Source organism: Paenibacillus sp. PCH8, assembly GCF_002968835.1.
Lineage (GTDB): Bacteria > Bacillota > Bacilli > Paenibacillales > Paenibacillaceae > Paenibacillus.
The window spans coordinates 128,944-152,654 of the sequence record NZ_PKQK01000008.1; the positions used below are offsets into that span (position 1 = coordinate 128,944).

General features: G+C 36.9%; 22 protein-coding genes. 20 read left to right on the forward strand and 2 right to left on the reverse strand.

The genetic code is table 11. The features are described from left to right. Window positions 1–17 precede the first annotated feature (17 nt). From C0Q44_RS28525 to C0Q44_RS28540, 4 genes are all read left to right on the forward strand, one after another. Window positions 18–386 (forward strand): hypothetical protein, encoded by a 369-nt coding sequence (locus C0Q44_RS28525; protein ID WP_105410523.1) that lies wholly within the window; start codon window positions 18–20, stop codon window positions 384–386. A 1,958-nt stretch (window positions 387–2,344) separates the two neighbouring features. Next, window positions 2,345–3,349, forward strand: coding sequence for a hypothetical protein (locus tag C0Q44_RS28530; RefSeq protein ID WP_258166604.1), 1,005 nt, complete (start codon window positions 2,345–2,347; stop codon window positions 3,347–3,349). A gap of 152 nt (window positions 3,350–3,501) precedes the next feature. Continuing rightward, window positions 3,502–5,436, forward strand: coding sequence for a type IV secretory system conjugative DNA transfer family protein (locus tag C0Q44_RS28535; RefSeq protein WP_105410524.1), 1,935 nt, complete (start codon window positions 3,502–3,504; stop codon window positions 5,434–5,436). A gap of 14 nt (window positions 5,437–5,450) precedes the next feature. Continuing rightward, window positions 5,451–5,939, forward strand: coding sequence for a hypothetical protein (locus C0Q44_RS28540; RefSeq protein WP_105410525.1), 489 nt, complete (start codon window positions 5,451–5,453; stop codon window positions 5,937–5,939). 12 nt (window positions 5,940–5,951) lie between these two features. Here C0Q44_RS28540 and C0Q44_RS28545 read toward each other — a convergent pair whose 3' ends face one another. Beyond that, on the reverse strand, window positions 5,952–6,275 hold the full coding sequence (locus C0Q44_RS28545; protein ID WP_105410526.1) for a hypothetical protein: 324 nt from the start codon (window positions 6,273–6,275) through the stop codon (window positions 5,952–5,954). 813 nt (window positions 6,276–7,088) lie between these two features. Continuing rightward, entirely contained in the window at window positions 7,089–7,721 is a 633-nt protein-coding gene (locus C0Q44_RS28555; RefSeq protein ID WP_105410528.1) for a LytTR family transcriptional regulator DNA-binding domain-containing protein, read from the reverse strand. 257 nt (window positions 7,722–7,978) lie between these two features. Between C0Q44_RS28555 and C0Q44_RS28560 the strand changes: the two genes are divergently transcribed. The 16 genes from C0Q44_RS28560 (at window position 7,979) to C0Q44_RS28635 (ending at window position 23,696) form a co-directional block, all read left to right on the forward strand. After that, window positions 7,979–8,605 carry a hypothetical protein gene (locus tag C0Q44_RS28560; RefSeq protein WP_105410529.1) on the forward strand — a complete coding sequence of 209 codons (627 nt, stop codon included), beginning with the start codon at window positions 7,979–7,981 and terminating at the stop codon, window positions 8,603–8,605. Between the two features lie 248 nt (window positions 8,606–8,853). Next, entirely contained in the window at window positions 8,854–9,180 is a 327-nt protein-coding gene (locus C0Q44_RS28565) for a hypothetical protein (protein WP_181151213.1), read from the forward strand. Then, entirely contained in the window at window positions 9,173–10,030 is an 858-nt protein-coding gene (locus C0Q44_RS28570; RefSeq protein WP_105410531.1) for a hypothetical protein, read from the forward strand. The genes C0Q44_RS28565 and C0Q44_RS28570 overlap by 8 nt, the downstream gene beginning before the upstream one ends. A 13-nt stretch (window positions 10,031–10,043) precedes the next feature. After that, a complete protein-coding gene (locus tag C0Q44_RS28575; RefSeq protein ID WP_105410532.1) occupies window positions 10,044–10,946 on the forward strand; it encodes a replication-relaxation family protein in 903 nt (300 codons plus the stop codon). Beyond that, the gene (locus C0Q44_RS28580; RefSeq protein ID WP_105410533.1) at window positions 10,946–12,328 is read left to right on the forward strand and encodes a hypothetical protein; all 1,383 of its coding nucleotides are present in this window, start codon (window positions 10,946–10,948) and stop codon (window positions 12,326–12,328) included. The genes C0Q44_RS28575 and C0Q44_RS28580 overlap by 1 nt, the downstream gene beginning before the upstream one ends. A gap of 295 nt (window positions 12,329–12,623) precedes the next feature. Beyond that, complete coding sequence (locus tag C0Q44_RS28585) at window positions 12,624–13,397, forward strand: GGDEF domain-containing protein (RefSeq protein ID WP_181151214.1); 774 nt, start codon at window positions 12,624–12,626, stop codon at window positions 13,395–13,397. 50 nt (window positions 13,398–13,447) lie between these two features. Continuing rightward, window positions 13,448–14,428 (forward strand): SAF domain-containing protein, encoded by a 981-nt coding sequence (locus C0Q44_RS28590; RefSeq protein ID WP_105410535.1) that lies wholly within the window; start codon window positions 13,448–13,450, stop codon window positions 14,426–14,428. Further along, entirely contained in the window at window positions 14,425–15,102 is a 678-nt protein-coding gene (locus C0Q44_RS28595) for a hypothetical protein (RefSeq protein ID WP_105410536.1), read from the forward strand. The genes C0Q44_RS28590 and C0Q44_RS28595 overlap by 4 nt, the downstream gene beginning before the upstream one ends. 4 nt (window positions 15,103–15,106) lie before the next feature. Further along, a complete protein-coding gene (locus C0Q44_RS28600; RefSeq protein WP_105410537.1) occupies window positions 15,107–15,946 on the forward strand; it encodes a CpaE/TadZ family protein in 840 nt (279 codons plus the stop codon). A gap of 4 nt (window positions 15,947–15,950) precedes the next feature. Next, window positions 15,951–17,819, forward strand: a complete 1,869-nt coding sequence (locus C0Q44_RS28605; RefSeq protein ID WP_105410538.1) for a P-loop NTPase family protein — start codon at window positions 15,951–15,953, stop codon at window positions 17,817–17,819. Beyond that, window positions 17,810–19,855, forward strand: a complete 2,046-nt coding sequence (locus C0Q44_RS28610; RefSeq protein WP_105410539.1) for a hypothetical protein — start codon at window positions 17,810–17,812, stop codon at window positions 19,853–19,855. The genes C0Q44_RS28605 and C0Q44_RS28610 overlap by 10 nt, the downstream gene beginning before the upstream one ends. Window positions 19,856–19,996: 141 nt before the next feature. Continuing rightward, the gene (locus C0Q44_RS28615) at window positions 19,997–20,452 is read left to right on the forward strand and encodes an ABC transporter permease (protein ID WP_105410540.1); all 456 of its coding nucleotides are present in this window, start codon (window positions 19,997–19,999) and stop codon (window positions 20,450–20,452) included. A 113-nt stretch (window positions 20,453–20,565) separates the two neighbouring features. Beyond that, a complete protein-coding gene (locus C0Q44_RS28620) occupies window positions 20,566–20,898 on the forward strand; it encodes a hypothetical protein (RefSeq protein ID WP_181151215.1) in 333 nt (110 codons plus the stop codon). 14 nt (window positions 20,899–20,912) lie between these two features. Continuing rightward, window positions 20,913–21,464 carry a hypothetical protein gene (locus C0Q44_RS28625; RefSeq protein WP_105410542.1) on the forward strand — a complete coding sequence of 184 codons (552 nt, stop codon included), beginning with the start codon at window positions 20,913–20,915 and terminating at the stop codon, window positions 21,462–21,464. Next, window positions 21,451–22,437, forward strand: coding sequence for a hypothetical protein (locus C0Q44_RS28630; protein WP_105410543.1), 987 nt, complete (start codon window positions 21,451–21,453; stop codon window positions 22,435–22,437). Before C0Q44_RS28625 ends, C0Q44_RS28630 begins: the two co-directional genes overlap by 14 nt. A 311-nt stretch (window positions 22,438–22,748) precedes the next feature. After that, on the forward strand, window positions 22,749–23,696 hold the full coding sequence (locus C0Q44_RS28635; RefSeq protein ID WP_105410544.1) for a stalk domain-containing protein: 948 nt from the start codon (window positions 22,749–22,751) through the stop codon (window positions 23,694–23,696). Window positions 23,697–23,711: the final 15 nt, after the last annotated feature.

Consider the following 23,711-nt stretch of genomic DNA (forward strand, 5'->3'; position numbering starts at 1 on the left):
GAAGGAGGTATTTACTTGTGAGAAAAACTGATGCACAGAGAGGGAAAGCGGCGGTGCTAAAGTTAAAAGAAGACGAAGAGCAACTTGTGCTAGATTGGATAAATACACAGTCCGTCTATGCTGATTCAATGAGGTATCTAATCCAAAAGGAAATCGCTGAAAATGGCATAAGGAATCTACAACTTTATATTCCCAGGATACGAGACATTGAAACTATAAAGACGTTGCTTCCTTCAGATAACGTTAGACCAACAACCATGAGTGCACCGACTTCAGCTGTAATATCACACCAAGAGAAACCAGCTGAAGTAATTGTGAAGAAGGAGACAAATAGTACTACTAGTGAACAGATCCCCCTCTTTCTGCTCCTCTCCATCCAGGTGTAATCGATGGAGAGCCTGAGAATAAATCTGATCTTAACAGTAGTCGTGTTTCAGAATCTAACGTTAGCATTGTAGAATCAAAATCTGTTACTGATACTCAATCAACAAGTAAGCCGGCGAATCCTTCCCCGGGAAGAAGAGCTAAAAAAACATTTGATGCGAGTACTATCAGCTCATATCAATAAACATAAATGGCAGCATTATTTAATGAATACAACTGTCTCAAGGCGATCTACTCCAGATTATTATGCTGGAGCCCCAGGTCGCCTGTTTTTTTATTGATTACATTTTAGTGCCTGACTGATAAGTGAATAGTCAAGCAGCTAGTCCTTCAGTTTTATTGTGAGGAAATGGAGTATTCATACCGTTCATCTTGATAAATCTACTCTGTCTATTGTCCTCTCGATCTAGGGCTACTGGGAGGATAATTATATTAACTCAACTATTGGTCAACAGATATGCGATAATGACTGACTGTAGCAAGCCCCTACTCGGGTAATCTCTTCTACCTGTTGGAATCCTCAGATTTGACGAAACTTGTCCAGCACCAACATCTTCCTCATCTTTTGAATTCTGATAATCACATTACAATTCACCTTTATTCGTAATATTAGCTCGTCCATGATTGATACTGTATCCGCTACAACGAACTACGTTTATACCAGGCATTTTAGGACGACCTAGAAAATTTTCACGATAGTGTCCCCCATCCCTATCCCTGATGAAACTACCGAGAGGATTCCAGTTACATCTGCTAAACACCATGATGTACAAAAACTCCTTGTCTGACTCAATTTTATTTGGCCAGAGATTTGTTCATCGCACTCTTTCTTTATAGGATCGATTTACCTGATGGTGAGTAGGGAATTGACTTGATCTGTACTCATGAAATGTCAAATAACTCAAGAGGATAAGCCCTTAGGTAAGGTGCTTTAATCACGAAAATTGATTAAGTAGGTTGTGAACATCATGGTGGAACTGCATAAGTCACGTGCTACACAAGACATCGCAATTTTGTGATCAGATTCTCGTCCATATGAGGATCTGCTTTATTTCATCTTCAGGTCTCTGACTGGTCAGATAAGGGCAACATTATTAATTCTTTTTTTGAGACATTGAAGGTGACTTAGTAATGTTCAGCCGTCTCCTCTCTCACCTCATTGAGAGTGAAAAATTCTGGTGATGCTAATTGAAGTTGCCAAAAGCTCCTCATCTAACCAATATGTAATCTTACATAAGATCAGTGTACGACAACGCAGAATCGTCTGTTGAGGTATGCGTTAACTAATTACACAATTATCAGAACATAGGATCAAATGAGATTTTCATTTTATGTAGACTTGCACCGTACAACAGTCAATTAGATATTTTCTTTCATGCTGATTCTAGTTATTTGCTAGCTTGGGTACTCATTGCTTTATGAGCCTAAGCAAGGTGTTTTTTGTTCTTTCATTGGGTGACAATATGATTTCTTAATTCGCCGGTCCTCTTCTCACTAATTTCCCGGTCGTAATTTCATTCTGCTAATCTTAAAGTGAATGTTACATGGTACATTTGTGAATAAGTAATACATCGATCAATATTCAATTACAACAAAGTCACAACGTAATTATAATTGGATACTACCTTCATTGGTATTCCATCATGTGAATTCCTGAATAAATGATGGTTATTCAGCTTTATTCATTGCGTTTGATATACGTATTAAAACGGATATATTCAGATTAATTCGTTTTAATACGGTTAAACACGTATTTCTATGATTTTATCGCAAATAATTGGTTATATTCAGACTTATACTCTCTTTGTTTGAACTGGATTAACACAGGTTAATTCGAATTTACACGTATGAATCAGGATTAATCCGAATTAAAATTAAGTGTGTAAAGTTGTATAAACATTGCTTATTCAGTTATAATGAGTGTAATAGGGTTTCAATTTGATTGAAGCGGGTGGTAATAGTGAAGGATATCGACGAGGTACTTACAAAAGAAGAGATTGAAGAAGCAAAAAGAGACGAAATGAGAGAATTACTTATAGAAGCCTTTGATGACAAGTCGTTATTGTATGAGATTTATAAAAAAAGAGGTTGGTTAGATCGTTTGTTCACGGATAAGATTCTTTCTATGGATAGAGAAGCCTTATACACCTCGAACCAAGTTGCAGATTTGTGTGAGACACACAACTACGTAATAAAAAATAAAAGACGAGAGTTGCTAGAGTATGTGAATCCAACTCAAATGGGGGAAGGAAACAGTAAAACATACAAACATAACTATATTTCTGTATTTAAAATGAAAATGATCCATGGACTTACGGGAGAAGGGTCCGAGTACACTCTTCCACAGCTGAAAGAGATCATTACTGGTACTGTTGCTAGAACATCATCAACTCAACAAGGTGAAAACAATAATAACGAACTTTTACTTCAAATCTACAAAAAACTAGAAAGATTTGAACAGTTCGAGGAGATGATTAAATCAAACGAATTTTTTGAGGACATTGAGAAAAAGGTGAGGTCATCTTCTGAAAAATACTTGTTGGCTGACGCTAACAAAGACCAGGAAGCGAAAGAAGCTGCTGTAGATATATACGAAAGAATAGTATCACCTAATACTTCAATAGCTGATAAAGAACTTATTTGGATTGAATATAATGCTTTAGAAAGTAAGTATCCTAATCATGCTTATACAATCAGACTATATAAAACAGCTGCAGAGGAAAAAATTATAAGATTTAAACAAGATGAAAAAGAATTAAAGATCCTTGATCTCAAGCAAAAGGTTAATAATCTATTTGAAGAATACGACACTGCTAGAAATGAATCTGAAAGGGAGACAGTCAGAGCTAAAATTCGTAATGTGGCCAGTGATCATCCGGAACTTAGTTTCGAAATTAGAATGTGGTTATCTACGGCTGGTCAACAAAAGAAAGGTTTTTTTAAACGCTTATTTTCTTCAAACTAATGAAAAAGCAGTTCTCTCATAAGGGAGACTGCTTTTTTGTATTGTAAGCTGTTATTAAAATTAAATAATGCATTCAACAAAATATTTATGACACCTCCATCCTTATATAGTAATATACTAATTAATATATAAAGGTAAGTGGAGGGATTAGATTGAAATACATTGGTTTGGTTTTTGGAGGTATCTTATCAGCAATCGGTCACATGATTGGTTTTGTTTTTAAAAATATATACATATCAGTCCGCAGATTTTCTATGGATCCCGCCAATAAAAACTCATTATGGAATGCACAAGCGGTTATATTCTTAGCTGTTTTACTATTATGTTTCTTTTGGCTTGTTGGTAAGTACCAGGATCTCTGGTATGGTTCATCACCGGTATTTTTTAGGGCGATCCCTTTGTTATTATCGTGTTTCCTTGGGCACATTATATATTCAAGTCCTTTGATGTTCAGAAATGCTTATGCCAAGCCAATTATTCAAACATTTCTTAACACCCTTAGCGCTCTTGCATTGGGTCATATATTAATAAGATATCTACCTAGTGGCATAGGTATGTTGGTAGCATCTGTCACGGTAATTGCAGTAACAGTATCAACGTTGTACTACTTGCTGAAGATCAAAATAAATGGGACCATTTTCAACAAAATTACTGCAGTTGTGGAAGAAGTGGAAGTCCGCAAAAATTCCACCAAGCAGGATGGTTCAATACTAAACATGATATTGAGGAAAGATAAATTAACCAAAGAGGAGTTATATGAAGTTGACGAAGTTGATCTGAACAAGCCGGGCTGTTTGTCTCATCTTCGATATTATTCTGAGGAATGTATATTAGAGTTGTTTTTCACGCAGCCCACTAAGGAAAAGCAAAGTCAATTAATTACCTTAAGCCGTGACGACAGAGCTCAACATGAGCAAGTGTTAGGTGGTACAGGAGCCGGTAAAACATTGTTGGCAACAACACTAATAACTCAAGATCTTCTTAACGACTACATGGGAAGTACCATTATTGAACCAAAAGGTTCACTCGTTGAGAGCTTGTCCAATTTTATGGATAGGGTGGGAAGACCATACCATAGATTAGATCCTGAATATGAATTTACCGCGTGTCTTAACCCTCTCTATGTACCGACGGGAGATGATATTGAACCTATGATTGAAGCAAACGTCTCTGCTTTTCATGGATACTTAGGCCCTGATGCACTCCAATACTTTAAGAGTAGAACAACACAGTTACTACGTGTTTGTATTAAAGCTTTGAAATTCGTTTATGGGAACGATTGTACATATAACGAGTTAGATCGTCTGGTACAGCCGATGAATGACGATTTTAGAGTTGAAGTTCTTTCAGAAATAAGTAGTCTGGGGCTGGAAAGTCAGGTGCCATTGTTGAGAGAGTACACTCGTAATATGGCTGGGAGTCAGAAAATGCAGGAACACGCACAACAAACGTACTCTAACTTATATGATTATTTAACAGAACTTACTAGCAACAAATACATTCAACGAATTTTTTGTGGACCTTCTACGTTTAACCTTGATGATGCACTGGAAAAGGGAGAAATAGTGCTTGTAAATGGAGCTTATGGTAAACTACAGACGCTCACATATACAGTCGGCCGTCTGTATTTGAATTTATTGAGAGCAAGTACATTTAGAAGAAATTTGAAAGAAAAATTGCGGGCCCACCAGCTTACAGTTGATGAAATAGAGATGTTTGCTGATGAAGAGTTCAGTACCTTTATGGAGATGGCACGTGAATTCGAGGTCTTTGTCAGAGTAATTCATCAAGGTAATGAACAATTGTCAGATGTAAGTAAACGATTGGAGTCAATGGTGAAACAAAATGCAGTGCAAAAACTGATTTTAGCCGGTCTAGAAAATGAAGATGCTGATTATGTTGCTGAAATGATCGGAGAAAAATATGTTATTGGACAAAGTAGTGGAACAGATGAAATGTCTACCAGCGGATTCAAAACACAAATCAAAGAAGAGAAGAGGTACATTGTTGAACCAACAACGATTAAATCATTAAAAGGCTATAACAAAAAAACGGGAGCAGCTGGTGAAGTGTTGTTTAGGGGGTAAACAATAATGAACGTATGGATCCGGTTATTGGGATACTATTACCGTTACCAAGAGTTTTATTTAGTAAACTTTCAGCTTCTGAAGATATAGTTGAAGATGATGAGGACAAAGATTTCAGTGAACCTGATTTCGACGAAGTAGTGGATGTAACGCAAGAAACTGATCAAGATACAAAAAATGATAAGTTGGCCAAAATTAAAGAAAAGGCAGCAGCACAAAAAGGGATTATGCAGCAGACTGAAAATATTGAGATAACTAGGGAGGAACATTTCTTAGAGGAGAATGAGAAACCATTAGTGGTAAGGAATACATTTTGGGACAGTCCTGCAGAAGAACCAGTTCAAATAAAAGAAAAGCAAAAAGAGCTAGAACAAATACTCCCGCAAACTAAGGTGAGATTTGCTCCAGCTTCAATAGATGAGACAACTTTAAGATTAGCTGAAAGAATTAGACAAACTGCTGAGGATAAACGTTCGAACAAAGGGAGTAGTGAATCGGAGTAAAACTCCAATTCGCTACTCCCATTTTTCTTCGTTAAGGGTTAAGAATAATTCGTTATACTCACTAAAGCAAACTTTACCTAATGGAGTTAAACTATAAAGTTTCTGACGTCCACTTGAGCTATAAGAAACTAAGCCTAGTGACTCAACCCAGACCAGGGCTGCGTTCAATTCACCTCTACGAACGCGAGCATTTAATGAAAGATCTTCTTTATTATAGTCTTGTTTTGATAGGGTTTGAATTATAAGCTTAGTAGCATTAGGGAGTTTCGAAATCATATCTTTAAGATAAACATGAAGTGGAGAATTTAAATCATAATTGTTTTCTGAGCCGGCCATAATAACAACCCTTTCTATTCATAAATATTATAACTCATATATTAACACATATTCTAATTAAACAATATATATATAACTAATCGGATACATATATATCACTAAAATTGAAAAGTACTAAGTTGTGAAGAAAAGGATAAAATATACTTTTTAATGTTTTAGTGAGATAAACAAGGAGGAGACTATGCACATACAATTTCTACTCACTTATATTAATTATGCTTTTGAATGCGCGACTTTATTACTATTTGGCATCAGATTTTTTGACATAGGTAAAGTGAAATTATTCAAATATATTATTGGATCTATAGCTTTGACTATTATTTTAGTTCTTATTAATGAATTAGGTTTTAAGAAAGGATATGCAGAATTGTTTCTTGTAATTTCGATAACCACTGTCTATGTGATTATTTTTAAGATAAAACTAGTCTATGCTTTAATTGTAGCCATTTTTTTAAAACAAATACGTTTTATGTTTTCCGCAGTAATACAAATGACTTTACCAGACATGAATATAGGAGCAACTGGCAGTATAACCTCAATAATTATTTTCGCTTTGACTATTGTAATTATAAGATATCGCATAACGTTCACCTATTTAAGGAGTGAATATATATATCACAAGAATATAGAAATGTTAACATACTCTTCTTTAACATTATTCGTTTTTGATATTATGTTGAGAACAAATTTCATCAATAATTCAATCCTGGGTACTCTTGTCGTTGCTTTTACATGTATAGTAATGGTTTTAGTTATTTCAGTTCGTTTAGAATTCTCCAGGTAAAGGCAGTTACTCAGTTAAAATATTTCGTATTATTCGGATGAAGGGGGGGGCTCACTCTTCATTTTTTTTACATTCTCATTATTTTTATTTATTGCATTTAAAATTGTTTTATTGAGTTTTGAAGCACGTATCCAACTAATTGATACAAAATGTCCGTCTTTCTGCTCATTAAAATATAGTTTTAATGATTTTTTATCGAAAACTTTTATTTTTTTTAGGTTTGCATATAATCCACTCTGAACCCTCAGAAACTCATTATTTTCTAATTGTTCCTCGAATTTTATGAAATCATGAAGACTAAGTCTTTCAGTGAGTACACGTGACTTTTCTTGGTGATAAATAATTCTATTGTCAGTTCCTACCTCTAGATATAAAACATTCTCAAAATTAAGTTCAATAAATTCAAATGTAGCTAGTTTATCTATGGATGATACATGACCAGCAATTTGCATTAGTTCATTGAATGAGGCGGTATAAGCACTTGCAAATTTTTGAAGTGTTTGAGGCCTAGGGATTATTGCATTTCCGATTGTATTGTTGTCTCCTAATTCTACATCACGAATATAGCCATGACTCAAACTTGTTCTCTTTGCAGCTTCTCGAAGAGAATAACCACAGGACAATCTTAAATACTCGAGATATTTTCCGATAGGAAGATCCATTTAAAAAAGCTCCTTTATTGATTTTCGTGTTATGTATTATTTTCCCACATTAAGTTCATTATAATAGAATTCTCACACGAATAAAGATATATATGGTAACTACTCAATTAATGATTCACATATACAGCAAGTGATTTATTTAAATTCTAATCAGATTATAATTAAATAGTGATTAAATTATAATCTGATTAGAATTATCTTGGAAATTTAGGGAAACCATATTATACTAAAAGAAAGGAATAAAAGGGGGAAAGGTTATGCACCATTTTTTTGATCCTTCCATAAAACCAATTGTTGTTACAGATCTTTCTGATAAAATCATTGCTGTGAGAACGTTTGGACTGGAGCATTATGGCTACCCGAATTTGATAATGTATGAAGTTTTTAGAGACTATGAAACACTTTTTTATATGATATTAGATAGCATTTTTTCACTTGAGTTTGACACTCAAAAAATCTTTATGTTTAACAACAATGAAGTGAAATTCACCTTAGATAAACAAAACAATGCAATTATAACTATGAGTAAACAGAGTGAAGTGAAGATAACTACATATAGAGACCCATTCTCACAAGAGATCGTTAAACATAAAACCAAAGGACTATCTGAATTATTTGGGCTACCTGAGGTTGAGATTAGTGGTACAGAAAATGAAGGAATAGAAATATTGGCCTATGTCGTTAACGAATTAAATTCTGGAGCAGTCATTGACGATTCAACTTCAATTGAAATCGAGGGAAATTTTTACGAGTTGACCACACGTAGTGACCGATTCGGAAACTCCTTTTTGGAGATCTCCAAGATAGAATTTGTTGAATTAAAGCAGCAGTATAGACAGAAAAATAGAATAAAAATGAAAGAAGGACTGAGAAGAATAAAATAAGTTCTTCTTTTTTTTGATTCAATATAGTAATATATCAGTATATTAACTAACATATTAACTAATTAAATAATTAAGAAGGGAGAACTAGTTTGGGACATGACACACTCATTGAGGAATTGGACTTCATATTGACCCATCCAATGTGTGGTACGAGGAACTTGGAATCATTCTACAATAATTGTTTATTCTCTTACGAGACTGTGCCTTTAATTGTTATCGTGAATCATATACAGTTCAAAAGGCCCGATTTGCTCACACAGTGGTCCAAGGAGAATGATCTAATACATAAAGTCACCAACGAATTAGATTTCAACCTTCCATCGGATACCAAAACCAAATCTGTGATAACTGTAGAGACTGATCTGCGTGCAAAAGAACCTAACAGTAACGGTTATTACTTTATTGAATGGAATTCTAGTATGGAATATGAGCAAATTGATTTGTGCTTTAAAACAAAAAAAATTATGGTCACTTGCAAAACCTATGGTGAACTACTTTTAGTTGGGTTGGTTAAAACCGGAGAAAATAAATATGGTTTGTACTTAAAGTTAAAAGGAGAGAGCAAATATGAATAATTTACTTGAGGGAAATTCGATAAATCCAGATCCAATGAGAGAATATGAAGTATCTCTAAGAAGAAAACAAATTCATCAAGGTGTGGTTCATGCTATTGAAAATCATGCTCCTTTCGGAAATAATATGCAGTGTGCAATCGTTAAGCTGAATAACGGCCTGAAAGGCTTGATTCATGAAGATCAATTTGACACAGTGAAATATAGATCATTAGTCGGTTTTATAGATCACAAAATTGATTACATGGTTCTGGATGTTGTAAAACAAGGACTTGATCCGAATTTAGAAGTCTTCAATAAAGAAACAGGAATTGTTTTATTATCTCGTGTTCAAGCTCTTGAAGAACTCCAAGAAGAATTTTGGGAGACTGCAGATGTAGATCATATTTGTCCCGCTACAGTTACTGGTTTTGAAGACGAACGTCTATATGTAATGATAAAAGGGGTGAGTTGCGTCTTACCGATACAAGACTATGAATACGACTGGACAGTATCGGGAAAAAATCTAATCCCGTTAGGTAGTCAATTAACTGTAAAAATTAAGCATATTGACAGAGAAAAAAAACAAGTAAGGGTAACAAGAAAAGAATTGTTGGAGGACCCATGGGAGAGAGTTAGAGAAAACTTTAAAGTTGGAGATTTTCATCGGGCGACAATCACAAGTGTAGTAGAGAATGTGGGTATATTTGTTAAACTTGCTCCTGGTGTTGAATCAATCGCTTGGTTCCCTAATCGCGTTCCATCTCATGGGCAATTAGTCGGCAAAACCGTTTCAGTCATGATTAAAAACATCAAAGCCGAAGACAGACGAATGCGTACAAAAATTGTCCACTTTCCACACGAAATACTTTAAGGGGGGAACTTGATTGGAACATCTGGTATCTCCTTTAACTAATTCTCCACAACAAGTGGTTCATATTTATCCTCTACTCGATGATCCGTATGCTCATATTACTCAATTAGGTGAATTAACAAAACATAACTATCACTACATTTTGAAGAAAATTGAGCATGGCTGGATTACAGACCGGGATATAGAAATTGTGAACTTTATATCCGTACATCGATGGGTTACGCTATCTCAAATTTTAAGAACCTTCTTCCCTGATGTTGAACGTGAGGAGACAGTACGTAATCGTGTACGAAAAATGATGAAATATGGTCTATTGAGAAAGATCGAATGGTCAAGTTATTCGAAAGGATCTGTAGGAAGACCAAGTTTCTACGAAATTGGTGCAAGTGGGGCGGATATATTGAAATTTAGATTCGGTGCCTTTTTGGGACATCGTGATCCAAGAAATCCGAAACCCACGACCATGCTTTTTCGAATGAAGTACATAGCCACCAATGAGTTGTATCTTCAGTTGAGAGAGCACTTTAAATTAGTACATTTTGAATTTCATCCAATCCTTAAGCTACAAGAAGAACAACAAGTTCCTACCGCGAAATTTACTTTGACTAATCCTGTAGGCAAAGAAATGTCCTTCATTCTATTATGTCATCGTGAGGAAGAAAAATGGCTCAAAACAATTCGTTATCAAGCCATGTTCTATAAACAGTATTTAAGAAATAGTGAAGACAGCAGTATTATGATCGTTCATGTATCTACAACTGACAAAGCCAACTTGGTTAGTAAAATATTTGAACAAGAAGGATTATCTACTGTTTGGTTTGTAACGGATGAAGGTTTGTTTGACAAAGATATGGTTCTAACAAAAAGTTTCTTTTTCTTCAGTAATGGAGAAAAGGTTTACTATGATCTGCAATAATGCTGAAAATAGGTGATAGCATGAAAAGAATTTTTATTGTATCGTCTGATCCAGATGAATGTGAATGGATTAAGGAAGAGTTAGAAGATTTCGGTAGGGTTGTAAAAGCAATAGATTCTTTGGATTTCTTTATATCTCAATGGGAATCAGTAGAATCGGAGATACTCATACTTACAGAGAACGTTGTTAAGAATACTGAATCATTCGAAAAGCTTCTGCACAATGTTAAAACAAATTATCCGTATGTAAAAATGGTATTTCTCTATTTCAGAGATGCGGATGATTTTGTGAGGAGATTAACTGATATCGGATTAATCTGTATATCTTACAATGCTTTAGATGTCGGTGTGATAGAAATGAGAATCAAAGGAGAGCTTGGACAGGTTCCTGAAGTGAATACTCATACCGAAACTGAAGTTGCCGAAAAGGTGACTACTGACTCGGTAATGTTTAAACGCAGCGAGGTGGATGAGACTTTAAGAGACTCCACAACCGAAGAATCTGAAGAATCGTCTGGATCTCGGCAACCTATGGACGAACCGGGTAATGTCTCAATTGTTGAAGTGGGGAATACGAGAAAAGCATCAGACAAGTTACTTAAGGTATTAGCCAATAAAGGTAATGAGTTTAAAACGTTTCTGAATAAGAGAAATAAACAATCTAGCACATTAGATATAGAAGGATTAAACTTTGATGCTGTATTTAACCAGTCTAGGAATAAGGTTAAAGTTAGAGATCGTTACATTGGTACAGCAGTAATTGCAGTAACCGGTGTGGAGAAGGGTGTAGGGTGCACACACACAGCACTTATGATAGCTAACTATTTAGCCAAGCAGAAGTTTTCAGTAGCATTAGTGGAAGCGAATGAATCTAATGAGTACAAGGAGATAGAAGCTGCCTATGAAGGTGTAGATGCAGATCTGTTGAATACAGTGAGTTTCTTTATTAATGGAGTCCATTATTATAAGAACGAAAGTTGTATTGATATGATCTCTCTGCTCTCTGGGAACTATTCATACATCATCCTGGATCTGGGTTGCTACGATACAACTTCCTCATTTAATGAATTCTTGAGAGCAAACTTACAGATAGTAGTAGGGGGAAGTAGTGAGTGGAAGCAAAACAAAATTTATACTTTCTTTCAAAGCCAGATTCACTTAGACCAAAGTAAGTGGAGATTATGTCTACCTCTAGCTGAGAAAGATTCAATTAAAGATATAAGCAAAAAAATGGATCGGCGTAAAATCTATCGTATACCTTATTTTCCTGATGCATTTGATTTAACTTCAGAAATAGATGGAGTTATGGAAAATATCTTGAAAGTCAATCAGCAACATAAGTTATCTTTACTGCGTAAAAAAATGCTGAACATCATGGAATAAGGAGGAGGAGATTATAGAGCTTAATACTTTATTTTTTGAGTTGATACTTACGTGTATTTTAATGTATGTGTTATATCGAATACCAGTGAAGAACAATCAATACAAGAAATTTGAGAGAATACTTCTTAGTACTCAGATTATTGTACTGATAATTTTGTATGTATGGGATTTATTCTTCATCAGAGTATTTTCTCAACTGATATACGCGTATACATTCTATTTCATGATTAGGCGATTTTGTGGAGAAAGCAAATTAACAAGAACGACCTTTTTAGTAATAGGAGCATCAATTGTAATGGGTGTAACCCCCTATGTTTATGCTGCTTCGTTATTGTTTTCTGTTTTTATCGCCGTCAAAACATATAAAGAAATACGAAACGAGATAAAATACTTTATATTGTTGATCTTAATAAATATAGTTGGTTTGATCTATCTGTACCAGGGGCTCGGCGGTAACCCGGATGCTCTAAGTAATGTAGTGACAGTAGTCAGAATTGCACTTTGTATGCTTCTTTTATTGGTAACGATAGATTATCAATCACGAATCATAGAAGGGACATACGTCAAAGCCATTACTGATTCTTTAACAGGCCTTCTGAACAACAAAAAAATAAAACAAGTTATACGGTCAACGATTGATGCACAAGTGGATTTCAGTATAATGTTCTTGGACCTGGATGACTTTAAATCAATAAATAAAGCCGTTGGACACGCTGCTGGTGATGAAGTCTTAAAATCAGTTGCAAAAATAGTAAAGGAAGAATTTGATGGGATTGGGTTTGTAGGTAGGTATGGTGGAGAGGAAGTAGTCGCTATTCTAACAGATTCATACTCTGGCTCGTTACTGAAAAAAGCTGAGGATACCCGGAAAAGAGTTGAAAATGAAGTTACGTACCAGTCAGATCAAAATGTACATGCAGTAACTGCGAGCATAGGTGTTTGTGACTGGACAGAAGAATGGTCTGCTGAAGAATGTCTCAAGAATGCAAATGAGGCAATGTATAAAGCTAAATCACTCGGAAAGAACAGAGTCGTTCATTACAACGAAATATGGGTGGAAAAATATTAGTATATTAGTATATTGATATTATTATATATTAACGTCAAAGGAGATTTACAATGTCTAAAATCCGGTTTCGGCAAAAACAATTACTTTTAGCAGGAGGGATTGGTGCACTTTCAGTACTACTGCTTTGCAGCATCTTTGGTTTTCTGTATGTCAACCACTTGACTAATAAGTACACTGAAAAGCGCTTATCAGTAGAACAAGAACTTGCACAAACCCAGCAAGTACTTAAAGAAGACATGATTAAGGTAGAAGTCGTCACTAGGAACATTTCATCTGGTGAACCCATACAAGAGAGTGATTTGGAAACACGTCTGATGCCACGCAATGCTGTATCAGAGGAAATGGTGCTTTCTAAAGAATTAATTCGAGGTAAGGTTGCAAAAGTGGAGTTGCCCACTAACACACCCGTTACCTCCACTGTAATCTACGAAGATGAAATCACTTCGAGAGACCTTCGTAGTCAAGAGTTTAGGTTGATGGAACTTCCCTCAAAACTTCAGAAAAGTGATTACGTCGATGTTCGTATAAAGTTCCCGTCGGGGCAGGATTACATCATCCTAAGTAAGAAGCGCGTAGAAGATTTGATTGACGGGACCGTTTGGTATCACATGAATGAAAAAGAGATTCTTAATATCTCTGGTGCAATTGTTGATGCGTACATTCAGGATGCAACTATTTACGCGTTGTCATATGTAGAACCTGGCATTCAAGAGAAAGCCATAACCACTTATCCGGCCAATAAAGCAGTACTGGATCTTATCAATTCGGACCCGAACATCGTCCAAAAAGCTACAACAGAGCTGGAGCGGAGAAATAGAATCAAATTGGAAGAGGCAATGAATGCAATGACTCCGGAGCAGAAACAAGAGTATAAAAATAAGTTGAACACTCAACAGATAGCGGAAAACCAAGCCAAAAGCGCACAGCCAACAACACAGCAACAATCAACAAACGATTTGATAACAACTCCCCAAGTAGATACCGAAATGATCTTCAATGATCAAAATAGTGTAGGAGCTGAGACACCATGATGAAGCAAGTCGTATTTATCGGCGCTTTTGAAAAATCAGACATTCTTTTCTATATCGCAAAGTTACTCTCTATACATCACCGAGTCGCGGTTGTGGATGTAACATCCAATGCTGATTATCGCTACGCTTATCCTAAAATTCCTGAACAAACAGGGACGCAGCAACACGATCGATTCGATGTGATCGAAAACATGACACTTGAAAAATATGAACAGTTGATGATTGAAGATTCCTATGACTTCGCCCTTATAGACATTAGTTATAAGGAAGAACTTCAACGTTGGCCAAATGCAGATCAGTACTTCCTGGTTACGTCACATGATAATGCTGTAATACAGCGGAACGTGGAACTAATGGATTATTTCTTCCAAGGGAAAAGCCAGTCAGACTTGGTCCCAATGTTCAAGCTGATACAGGAGTCAACAAAATACACAGAACAAGTGATTAATGAGTTGTTTGAGATGCACCCGATCGATTGGAAAGAAACATTTGTGTTTTATCCAGACGAAAGTGATCTGGAAAGCAAACACATGAATCAGCATTTATCCATGTTGCATATCAAAAAGTTGTCAGGAGAACTTAAATCAGCTCTTCAGGGTGTTTTGGGACAACTCCTAGAACAAACGACCAAAGAAATGAAGGTTCTTTGGAAGCAAGCAGAGAGGGGAAAATAAAATAATGACAATTATATCTTTTTGGGGGATTCAACATGGTTTAGGTGTAACCAGCAGTACAGCTGCTGTTGCTGCACTAATTGGAATGGAATACCAAGTACGTACCTTACTCTCTCAGCCGCAATGGGCTGATAACACACTTCAGCGCATATTCCAGAAAACTGTACAATCTCAGAATCCCCAAGGGTTCCAAACGAGTGGAGGTTTGGATGCCCTTGAACGTGCTGTCCGATCTGGAAAAATCGAGCGTGATGCAGTAAAGAATAACTCCCTTATTTTAATGCCTGACCGGCTTGATATTCTTAAAGGTACAGACAAAAGTGATCGCATTCAATTTGACAATGCGAGCGAAGAGATAAACCTAATCTACAAAAAAGCCACTGAATATTATGATCTGGTGCTTCTTGATCTGCACAGCGGTGGTAACAGCCCGGTGATCCGCGATGCATTAAATCAATCTGACTTGAATGTGGTTTGTTTATCTCAAAACATTAATGTATTAGAACGATTCTTCTTACAACGCGAGAGCATGCCTGAAGCAATAAAGGAGAAGCCGTTTATCCTGCTCATTAGTCAGTATGACGAGGACTCAAAATTTAAAATCAGAAATATCTGTAATAAGTTCCGTTATAAAGGACCAGTGTTCTCGCTTCCGTACAATACTAGTTTCAAAGACCACTCTAATGATGGAGACCTTCAGGGGTTCTTTCGGAGAAATCAGCAGCTGCCTAAGTTTCATCCAAATCGATTCTTTATCGAAGAGGCACGGAAGCTTGCGATCCACATTTTGAATGCCGCGGGAGTTAATACAAGCATCAAACAAATTTCTGGAAAAGGAGCATAAGTAGATGGCATCATCAGGCATTATTAATTTTTTGATTATTGCCACTACTGTCCTTGGTTTTATCACACTTTTCTTATACCTACTTTGGAAAAAACCAATTCGAAAAAATGATGACTTAGCCCAAGCGAGAGCCGAACAGTATTCCATTCCTGAGTTGGTCGAATTCACGAAAGTCATGATTAATGATTTCATAAACACAAACTTAATGGATATGGGTTTGTCAGGTGAAGAGTTTGAACGTCGACAAGCCATCATCAATGAATTTCGGAAATCATTGCGTAACACGGTTTCGGGAGAAATTAGCGACAAAATTTATGTGAAGCAGCAGATCGATAATATTCTTGAACGTGAGTATGGGATTAATGAGTCCAATATCGATCTCGTTCTGCCGTTTACACAACCCGATAAATTAACCTCACAGGATCGTTTCGACATCTTGATGCATCACTTCAAGAAAGAGCACGGCTATAAAGCACTGACATACATGATTGAAAAGTATAATTTAGCGCAACTCAAATATGTCATTGAAGATGGGAAAACCCCATCTTACATCATTACAGATGATGAAATCCAAAAAGTTTACCGAAAAGAGATCCGCAGCCTTGATTTCAAGGATAAGCTTAGTATCGTTGTTCAGCGAGTTTATCAGTTGTACAAAGGGTTTGGCGTAATCGATGAAATCAGGGATATGACTATTGATGGAGTATCTGGAGGTGTCTCCGGAGCACCAGACAAAATGAAGACGGTAGAGCATGAAATTGAGTTATTGGGCAGGATGAGACATACCAAACGCGGTAATAACTCTGTCTCAATTTTCCACAAAGGTAAAACGATTCACCTATCATTTTTGGAATTCGAATCAGAATTGGAAACTAAGCGCGTTGCACAAAACATTTACAAGCATAATAGTCCTGGTCCCTTAACAGAAACAACAGGTTATGTAGTGAACGACATGGCAGATGGATCGCGTGTTGTCGTTGTTCGACCACCATTTGCTGAGAATTGGGCATTTTGGGTACGGAAATTTGATATCCCGAATCTATCAATGGAATTTTTGATTCCAGACTCTCATAAAAATGCCGAGCTGCCAAGAAATATGCTCAAGTTTTTAATGAAAGGTGGACAAACAACCGGATTTACAGGGAATCCAGGTGCAGGTAAAACCTCATTGATGATGACGAGTATCGGATTTATTTATGCCTTTCTGAATTTGCGAACGTTGGAACTTATTTTCGAACTTAACTTGCGACAACTCTACCCAGGTAGAAATTCCATGGCACTCAAAGAAATACCAACCGTTCCAGGACAGAAAGCCTTGGATCTAAAGAAGAAATTGGATACGGATGTAAGTATTTTGGGAGAAGTAGCAAGTCAGTCCGTTGCATCCTGGATGATTCAAATGACGCAGTCAGGCAGTTTGTTTACGATATTCTCCCATCACGCAGTATCGACTAAGCAGCTTATCAAATGGTTCCGAGATGCGCTCCTATCCATGGACATACTTCAAGATGAACGATTAGCGGAGCAACAAGTAGCGGAAGCAATCAAGTGGGACGTACATGCTACTCGGGATCATACTGGGAAACGTTATCTTGAGCGTTTCACGGAGATTAATCTGGTTCAGTATGACGAATCATTTTTCGATCGAACAGAAGATTACGAGGAAATGAAGAAAGAAAGTTTACGGAGACAGTATGGACCAATTTGGAAAGAATCTAATGTTATCGAATATAGAGATGGAGGATATGTAGCTGTCAAAACAATTTCTCCGGAACGGATTAAGCAGATGAAGGAAGCAATGCTTGAGGAAGATTGTATCGCATTTGACATTTTCCTAAATGAACATTGGGGAGGACAGGACCAATGGATATAGGATTAATCATTCTTCTCTCAATATTGGTACTCACGAGTACCCCGTTGATTTACTACTTTTTTAAGTCGAAGAAAGATCAGAAAAAAAAGGTAGATATCTTTACTGCTAGTCGTGTTCAAAAACGTACAAACGCAAAAATGATGGTGTTTTATCAAAGGTCATATGACAGATTCTCAGGGATACCTATTCTACGGAATCAACTTAGTAGTATCCGCAGAAGGTTGTCATTAATCAACACTTATGATGAATTCACCATACGTAAAGAAACCATGCGGATTACCTTTTGGATTCTTGGCTTTATCTTTATTGGAATAACGTTAGTTGCCTTTGTAAGTTGGAGCTTTATCGCTATCATGATTGCGATAGCGATAGCCATAGTGGCAAACGGACTGCTCATTACTATTTTTGTGAGTCGAGTGGAGAATCGATTGTTGAATCAATTTGCAGATTTTTTGGAAGAAACGCGCCATGAATATCAAGAAACACAGCGAGTGGATGATGCCCTGTATAACGCAGCCCAAATATCTCCACACACCATTAAATTGCAGACTGAAAAGATACATGAAGTTATTTCTTCAGAAGATCCAGAAGGAAAGCTAAGTGAATATTATGCGGTTGCACCCAATCGTTATCTCAAAATATTTGCTGGCGTATCCCATATGGTTATGGAATACGGGGATAAAAAAACGTCTGATGGATCTATGTACTTGGCCACAATCACTAAGTTTGTCAAACAGATTAGAGATGATCTGCTACGTAAAAGACTTTTGAATTACCAACTACAAGGTCTAACAATGATTGCCTTATCACCAATTCTTCTGTCCTTTCCGGTACGCAAGTGGTCGGAGACGTACTTTCCTGTAACCCAACAGTTTTACAGCAGTAGACTGGGATACATCACTTTAATTCTCATTTTTGCAACTTCTGTGATCAGTTATGTGTTCGTCCGGAAGGTTGGTGAACTTGATGAGGATAGGAATGGTGGGTCTTCATCAAAGAAACAGTGGGAAAAGAAAGTTTACTCTTGGCCCTGGGCTAAATGGATTGTAGATCGATTAGTTCCACAGCGGCATACAAGAGCGCATTATAAACTGTCCAGGCTTTTAAAAGAATCAAACTCGCCACTAACTAAAGAGTGGTTTTATATACAGCGATTGACGGTGAGTTTGGCCAGTTTTATTACCGTTGTCATCCTATGTGTATTTCTGCACTACAATGCAGCCCATCAAATTATAACGACACCGACTGCAATACAATCAAATATTTTAGGTTCGTTAACAGGCGATGAGCTTCAGCAAGCAAATCAATTAACATCGTTTGACAACGCAGTAATGAAAGATTTTATGGAGGTGAAAGATCAATCAAGAGATAGTTTGGTTCAAACCATTAAAGCTCAAACAAGCATCAACATGGATCCGGCAATGCTAGATCAAACGGTGGATCGAATTTTAACCAAAATGAACATTATTCAAAATGAATATTTCAAATGGTGGGAATTGTTTATAGCCATCGGGGTAGCATTTATCGTCTATTACATACCGATGTGGATTCTCCAGTTTAAGAGACGAATGCGTGCCATGGAAATACAAAATGAGGTGGACCAATTCCACACATTAATCTCGATCCTTATGCAGTTTGATCGAATGTCAGTGGATACGGTTCTAGAATGGTTGGAACGATTTAGCGTCATTTTCAAGACGCCATTACGACGAGCTGTACTGAACTATGAAAGTGGTGCGGAACAAGCATTGCAGGAGTTGCGTGAAGAAGCTCCTTTTGAATCTTTTGATCGAGTTGTGAGAAGGTTGATTCGCGCAAGTGAAAAAGTCTCAGTCGGTGAATCATTCAATGATCTTCATATGCAGCAAGACTATCACGCTAAGGACAAAGAGGACAAACTGAATCGTATGATTCAACAAAAAGCAGTGACTGGTAAGATGATCGGGTTTATACCCACCAGCCTTATGATTTTTATGTATCTGGTTTTCCCAATGATCTATATGTCTTATAAGAGCTTGTCATCAATAGGCTTTTAGATGAGAGGTTAATCGATGTCAAATACCTTAGCTTGGTTTGCACAGGTGGGCATTCATTGTAACCGTTGAAATCATCGCATCTGTTGTTTTCTTATTGAACCAGACACAAAACTAAATTTATTTAAAGGGAGATAATGCAAGATGAATAACGTACCAGATTGGCTAAAGGTAGCCGCAGGAATTTTTTTAACAGTACTCCTTATCACCTTTGTGTACTATCTGACCACTACAGCACAAGAAAAAAGTAAAGAAGCGGCTGATGAAATGAATGGTATTTTTAATGCCATGAGTGATGCAAAATACACTCAGTACACCAGTGGTCCAAAAACAGGTAGCCAGGTCGTTAATGCTATCCGTCAGTATGCGAAAAAACCTCAATTTGGAATCAAAGTAATTACGGGTAAAGGCGATACTTCCTTCTACGGAAATCCGTTTACAAGTGACGGAACAGTTACGGCACAAAAATCGAATGATTTTGCTAAAGCAGAAAATCCAACTTCAAGTGCATACATTAATCTATCAGGAAGCTTCGAACCTAAAGTTATTCGAGATGCTAACTCTGTTGTTGTAGGAATCGAATTCACGCAGATGCCCTAAAGAATTTCTCAAGATTTTCCCTTCTCTCATAAGAGGGAAGGGAGATTTTCAAGAAAGGAACGATAGAGTTGAATGAGAGTACAAATGACTTCATTTATTATGCTACTTGGATCATGATTTTCATTATAGCTTTAGGATCTGCTTCATTTGAACTGGATCATCAACAAAGATACCAAGCATCCATTCAAGAAGTATCCAACATGGACTATAGATTGTTCACTACTTCAGGATCGATTGAAGATGAGACCTACAGTGGTGCAGAAGTGTTGCAAAGCATACAACGTATTCAAAAGATTGGAGCGAACATACAGGTGGAAGGTATCACCTTTACTCAGTCCATTGACATTGATAACACAGATGTCTCCATGATCAACCTTAAAAAGTCTTATAGAACAAAATATGTACGTAATACTGCAGGATTGATTACAACCATTATTTTTACATAAGGAGGAGGGCATGATTGGGGTCTCAATTATCTAAAATATTTGCCTCGGTTATAGGGATCATACTTTTGTTCATATATCCTTTGTATCAAAGTATGGAACGTCAAGATGACTTGGCCCAAATTGTTTCACACAAGACTGTCACCCGATTCGTGGATGCAGTACGTACCAAGGGATATATCACGCCAACCATGTATAAAGAATTTAATGAGGAACTTGCTACTACTGGAAACCTCTTTGAAGTAGAAATGGTGCACGAACACAAACTTTACATTCCAGTATATCGAGATCCAGCAAACCCCAATACTTTTGAAGGGAAATATGTTACGGATTTCAGCAATTTTTACACCAATGATATTATGCAGGTCTTGTTTCCAAACTCAACTGAATCGTTGCAGAGCAACAATAGACGATATCACTTGGAAGTTGGCGACTTTTTCACGGTATCCATTAAAAACAAAAACCGAACACCAGCAACACATATGCAAGATATGTTCCTTGCTAATAATACAGGTAATACCAAGATTTTTGTTCCATACGGCGGGATGGTAATCAATGAAGACAACTAATCTGGCAATTATATTTATTCTCATCGTTGTGCCGTTTTATCTAATCATGGACATGAGGGTATCGGATCAGAAAACTGTAAATCGTTTAGAAAAACAATATTCAGCAGCACTACATACAGCTGTCCAAGATGCTGCATACGCACTAAATCAAAATGAAAATCAAGATAAAGAGGCTTCTTATCAGTCTACTAAGTTCTTTAATGCCAATAAAGATGCAGCTATAGAAACTTTTTGGAAAACAATGTACCTCAATTTTGGGTCAGGAACTGACCAGGTCTCCCAGGGTGTCCTCGAATCTTATGTACCGGTTATAGCAGTTACCGATTATAACGGGTTTCATCTCTATGCATTCACTGAATATACGGATACTTCAGGTCAAAAAGTCTATAAGCACGCTTGGAAGCCTGAAAAACCTTATGCATATTCGGATCAAGCTGGGAACAGTATCAATTTCACATTAGACAGTTATGTAAAAGTATATCAAGCTTCCACTCAGACCTGGGTCGAAGGATACCGTGAAGAGTTGGAAGGACTCACTGATGTTCCGTTACTGAATAACGCAAAACTGTTTGATGAAGTACGTCGTAATACAATCGTAAAGTCGGTGCAGAAAGATGTGGCTTACTTCATAAACAAGCATAATACTTTTGCAACTCGACTGGGTAGTTATTATCAATTTAAACTCCCACTGATCCCTAATGAGGAATGGGTAAACAGCATTAATGACGTTGGAATCATGGCATTTATTCAGGGACTACCGGTGGGACACCAATTCTATAATAACTATGCATTTGGGAGCGGTCGTATTTTGAAGAAGAACGTAGTCTATGGGGCAGTAGACGAAAGTACAGGTCTGAAATTCTACTATCGTAGTAACTATCCATTAAACCTACGTGTTCTAGAAACCTTTACATCTGAGAAGGATGCAGCAGCTGCAGGATACATGCCTACTGACTCGCTGAATAAGAGATAAAGATATGGGTGTTGGATCTTGTGTCGGTTCATCCTTAAGGGAAGGATGGAGAAAGGATAATCATTCTCCTAAGTGGCCGCATTAAAGAGTATGATTCAGAACCGGCACAGAGTCGAGCCCCTAAGAATTAAATATGTTCAATTTAGCCGAAAAGTATTTAGGAGAAATTTTAACACCATGATATAATAGTAATATATTAGTTAATATATTGATTAACATCGAGTGCTCTTAGTATTTAATGTCGGCTAAGAGAGATTTATTAATATGCCGATAAATTGTAAAGAGTCCAAATTGAAGGGAGAAATTTTAAAATGAAAAAAATCTTACTTGCTACTTTGATAGGTGCAATGGCAATTACTGCAACAGCAGGGGGTTCAACAATTCATGCGGCAAGCACTCCAAAGCAAGTAGAGGTACTGTTGAATACCGTGAAAATGAAGTTTCCTGATGCTATGCCATTCCAAGATGGCCAAGGTAGTGTCATGGTTCCGATTCGCTTTGTATCTGAAGCGTTGGGTGCCAAGGTGACGTACTCCAAGGAAGGAAAAGTGTCCAAGGTGGGGGTCGTAAGCAAAGACCATAAGGTGGATATGACGATCGGGCAGACTACAGCCCTGGTTAACGGTCAGAAGAAAGACTACGGTACCCAGATTATCTTGAAGCAGAACCGGACATTCGTTCCGTTGCGTTTGGTGAGTGAAGGACTTGGCCAGAAGGTAGAGTGGGATAAGATTGGTCGTTGGGTCTGGATCGGTAACAAAGAGTTCCGGAGTACAGATGATAAAGTGTTTAAGTTAACCAAGTTAAGTGATTTTAAAGCATATACACAAAGTGAAGAATTCTTCAAAAATATTAAGCTTGAGAAATACAAGAATATTAAGATTATTAAGGAAAGTGATCTTCCTATCAAGTTAGGTGACGGACAAATTGTATATGAGATTAACAAGACAAAAGATTCAATACTAGGCGATGGAGTTCAAATCCGTAGCAGCCAGAGAGGGAACTCAATTACATTTTTAGTGAAGAACAGTTATGGTCGTGGTCGTGGAGTAGTAGATGCTGCATTTATCAATAATGACGATAAGACAGGCATGAATTTTTATCCCGTACTAAGTCGGTTGGATAAATTTAGAAACGGTGAATATCTTGATAGCTACGAAGGATGGAAAAATTTCAAAATGACACAGGCAGACTATATTCTTTTAAGAGATGGTGAGCTGGACGAATACGCTGTGGCCATCATTAATCCGTTTAAGTAAAGGAGCTATGATCTG

What these genes read in the sequence shown, in the direction of transcription:
- C0Q44_RS28540 (WP_105410525.1), top strand. Translation starts at nt 5,451, where the DNA reads ATGGATCCGGTTATTGGGATACTATTACCGTTACCAAGAGTTTTATTT.
- C0Q44_RS28545 (WP_105410526.1), bottom strand. Translation starts at nt 6,275, where the DNA reads ATGGCCGGCTCAGAAAACAATTATGATTTAAATTCTCCACTTCATGTT.
- C0Q44_RS28555 (WP_105410528.1), bottom strand. Translation starts at nt 7,721, where the DNA reads ATGGATCTTCCTATCGGAAAATATCTCGAGTATTTAAGATTGTCCTGT.
- C0Q44_RS28560 (WP_105410529.1), top strand. Translation starts at nt 7,979, where the DNA reads ATGCACCATTTTTTTGATCCTTCCATAAAACCAATTGTTGTTACAGAT.
- C0Q44_RS28570 (WP_105410531.1), top strand. Translation starts at nt 9,173, where the DNA reads ATGAATAATTTACTTGAGGGAAATTCGATAAATCCAGATCCAATGAGA.
- C0Q44_RS28580 (WP_105410533.1), top strand. Translation starts at nt 10,946, where the DNA reads ATGCTGAAAATAGGTGATAGCATGAAAAGAATTTTTATTGTATCGTCT.
- C0Q44_RS28585 (WP_181151214.1), top strand. Translation starts at nt 12,624, where the DNA reads ATGGGTGTAACCCCCTATGTTTATGCTGCTTCGTTATTGTTTTCTGTT.
- C0Q44_RS28590 (WP_105410535.1), top strand. Translation starts at nt 13,448, where the DNA reads ATGTCTAAAATCCGGTTTCGGCAAAAACAATTACTTTTAGCAGGAGGG.
- C0Q44_RS28595 (WP_105410536.1), top strand. Translation starts at nt 14,425, where the DNA reads ATGATGAAGCAAGTCGTATTTATCGGCGCTTTTGAAAAATCAGACATT.
- C0Q44_RS28600 (WP_105410537.1), top strand. Translation starts at nt 15,107, where the DNA reads ATGACAATTATATCTTTTTGGGGGATTCAACATGGTTTAGGTGTAACC.
- C0Q44_RS28605 (WP_105410538.1), top strand. Translation starts at nt 15,951, where the DNA reads ATGGCATCATCAGGCATTATTAATTTTTTGATTATTGCCACTACTGTC.
- C0Q44_RS28610 (WP_105410539.1), top strand. Translation starts at nt 17,810, where the DNA reads ATGGATATAGGATTAATCATTCTTCTCTCAATATTGGTACTCACGAGT.
- C0Q44_RS28615 (WP_105410540.1), top strand. Translation starts at nt 19,997, where the DNA reads ATGAATAACGTACCAGATTGGCTAAAGGTAGCCGCAGGAATTTTTTTA.
- C0Q44_RS28620 (WP_181151215.1), top strand. Translation starts at nt 20,566, where the DNA reads ATGATTTTCATTATAGCTTTAGGATCTGCTTCATTTGAACTGGATCAT.
- C0Q44_RS28630 (WP_105410543.1), top strand. Translation starts at nt 21,451, where the DNA reads ATGAAGACAACTAATCTGGCAATTATATTTATTCTCATCGTTGTGCCG.
- C0Q44_RS28635 (WP_105410544.1), top strand. Translation starts at nt 22,749, where the DNA reads ATGAAAAAAATCTTACTTGCTACTTTGATAGGTGCAATGGCAATTACT.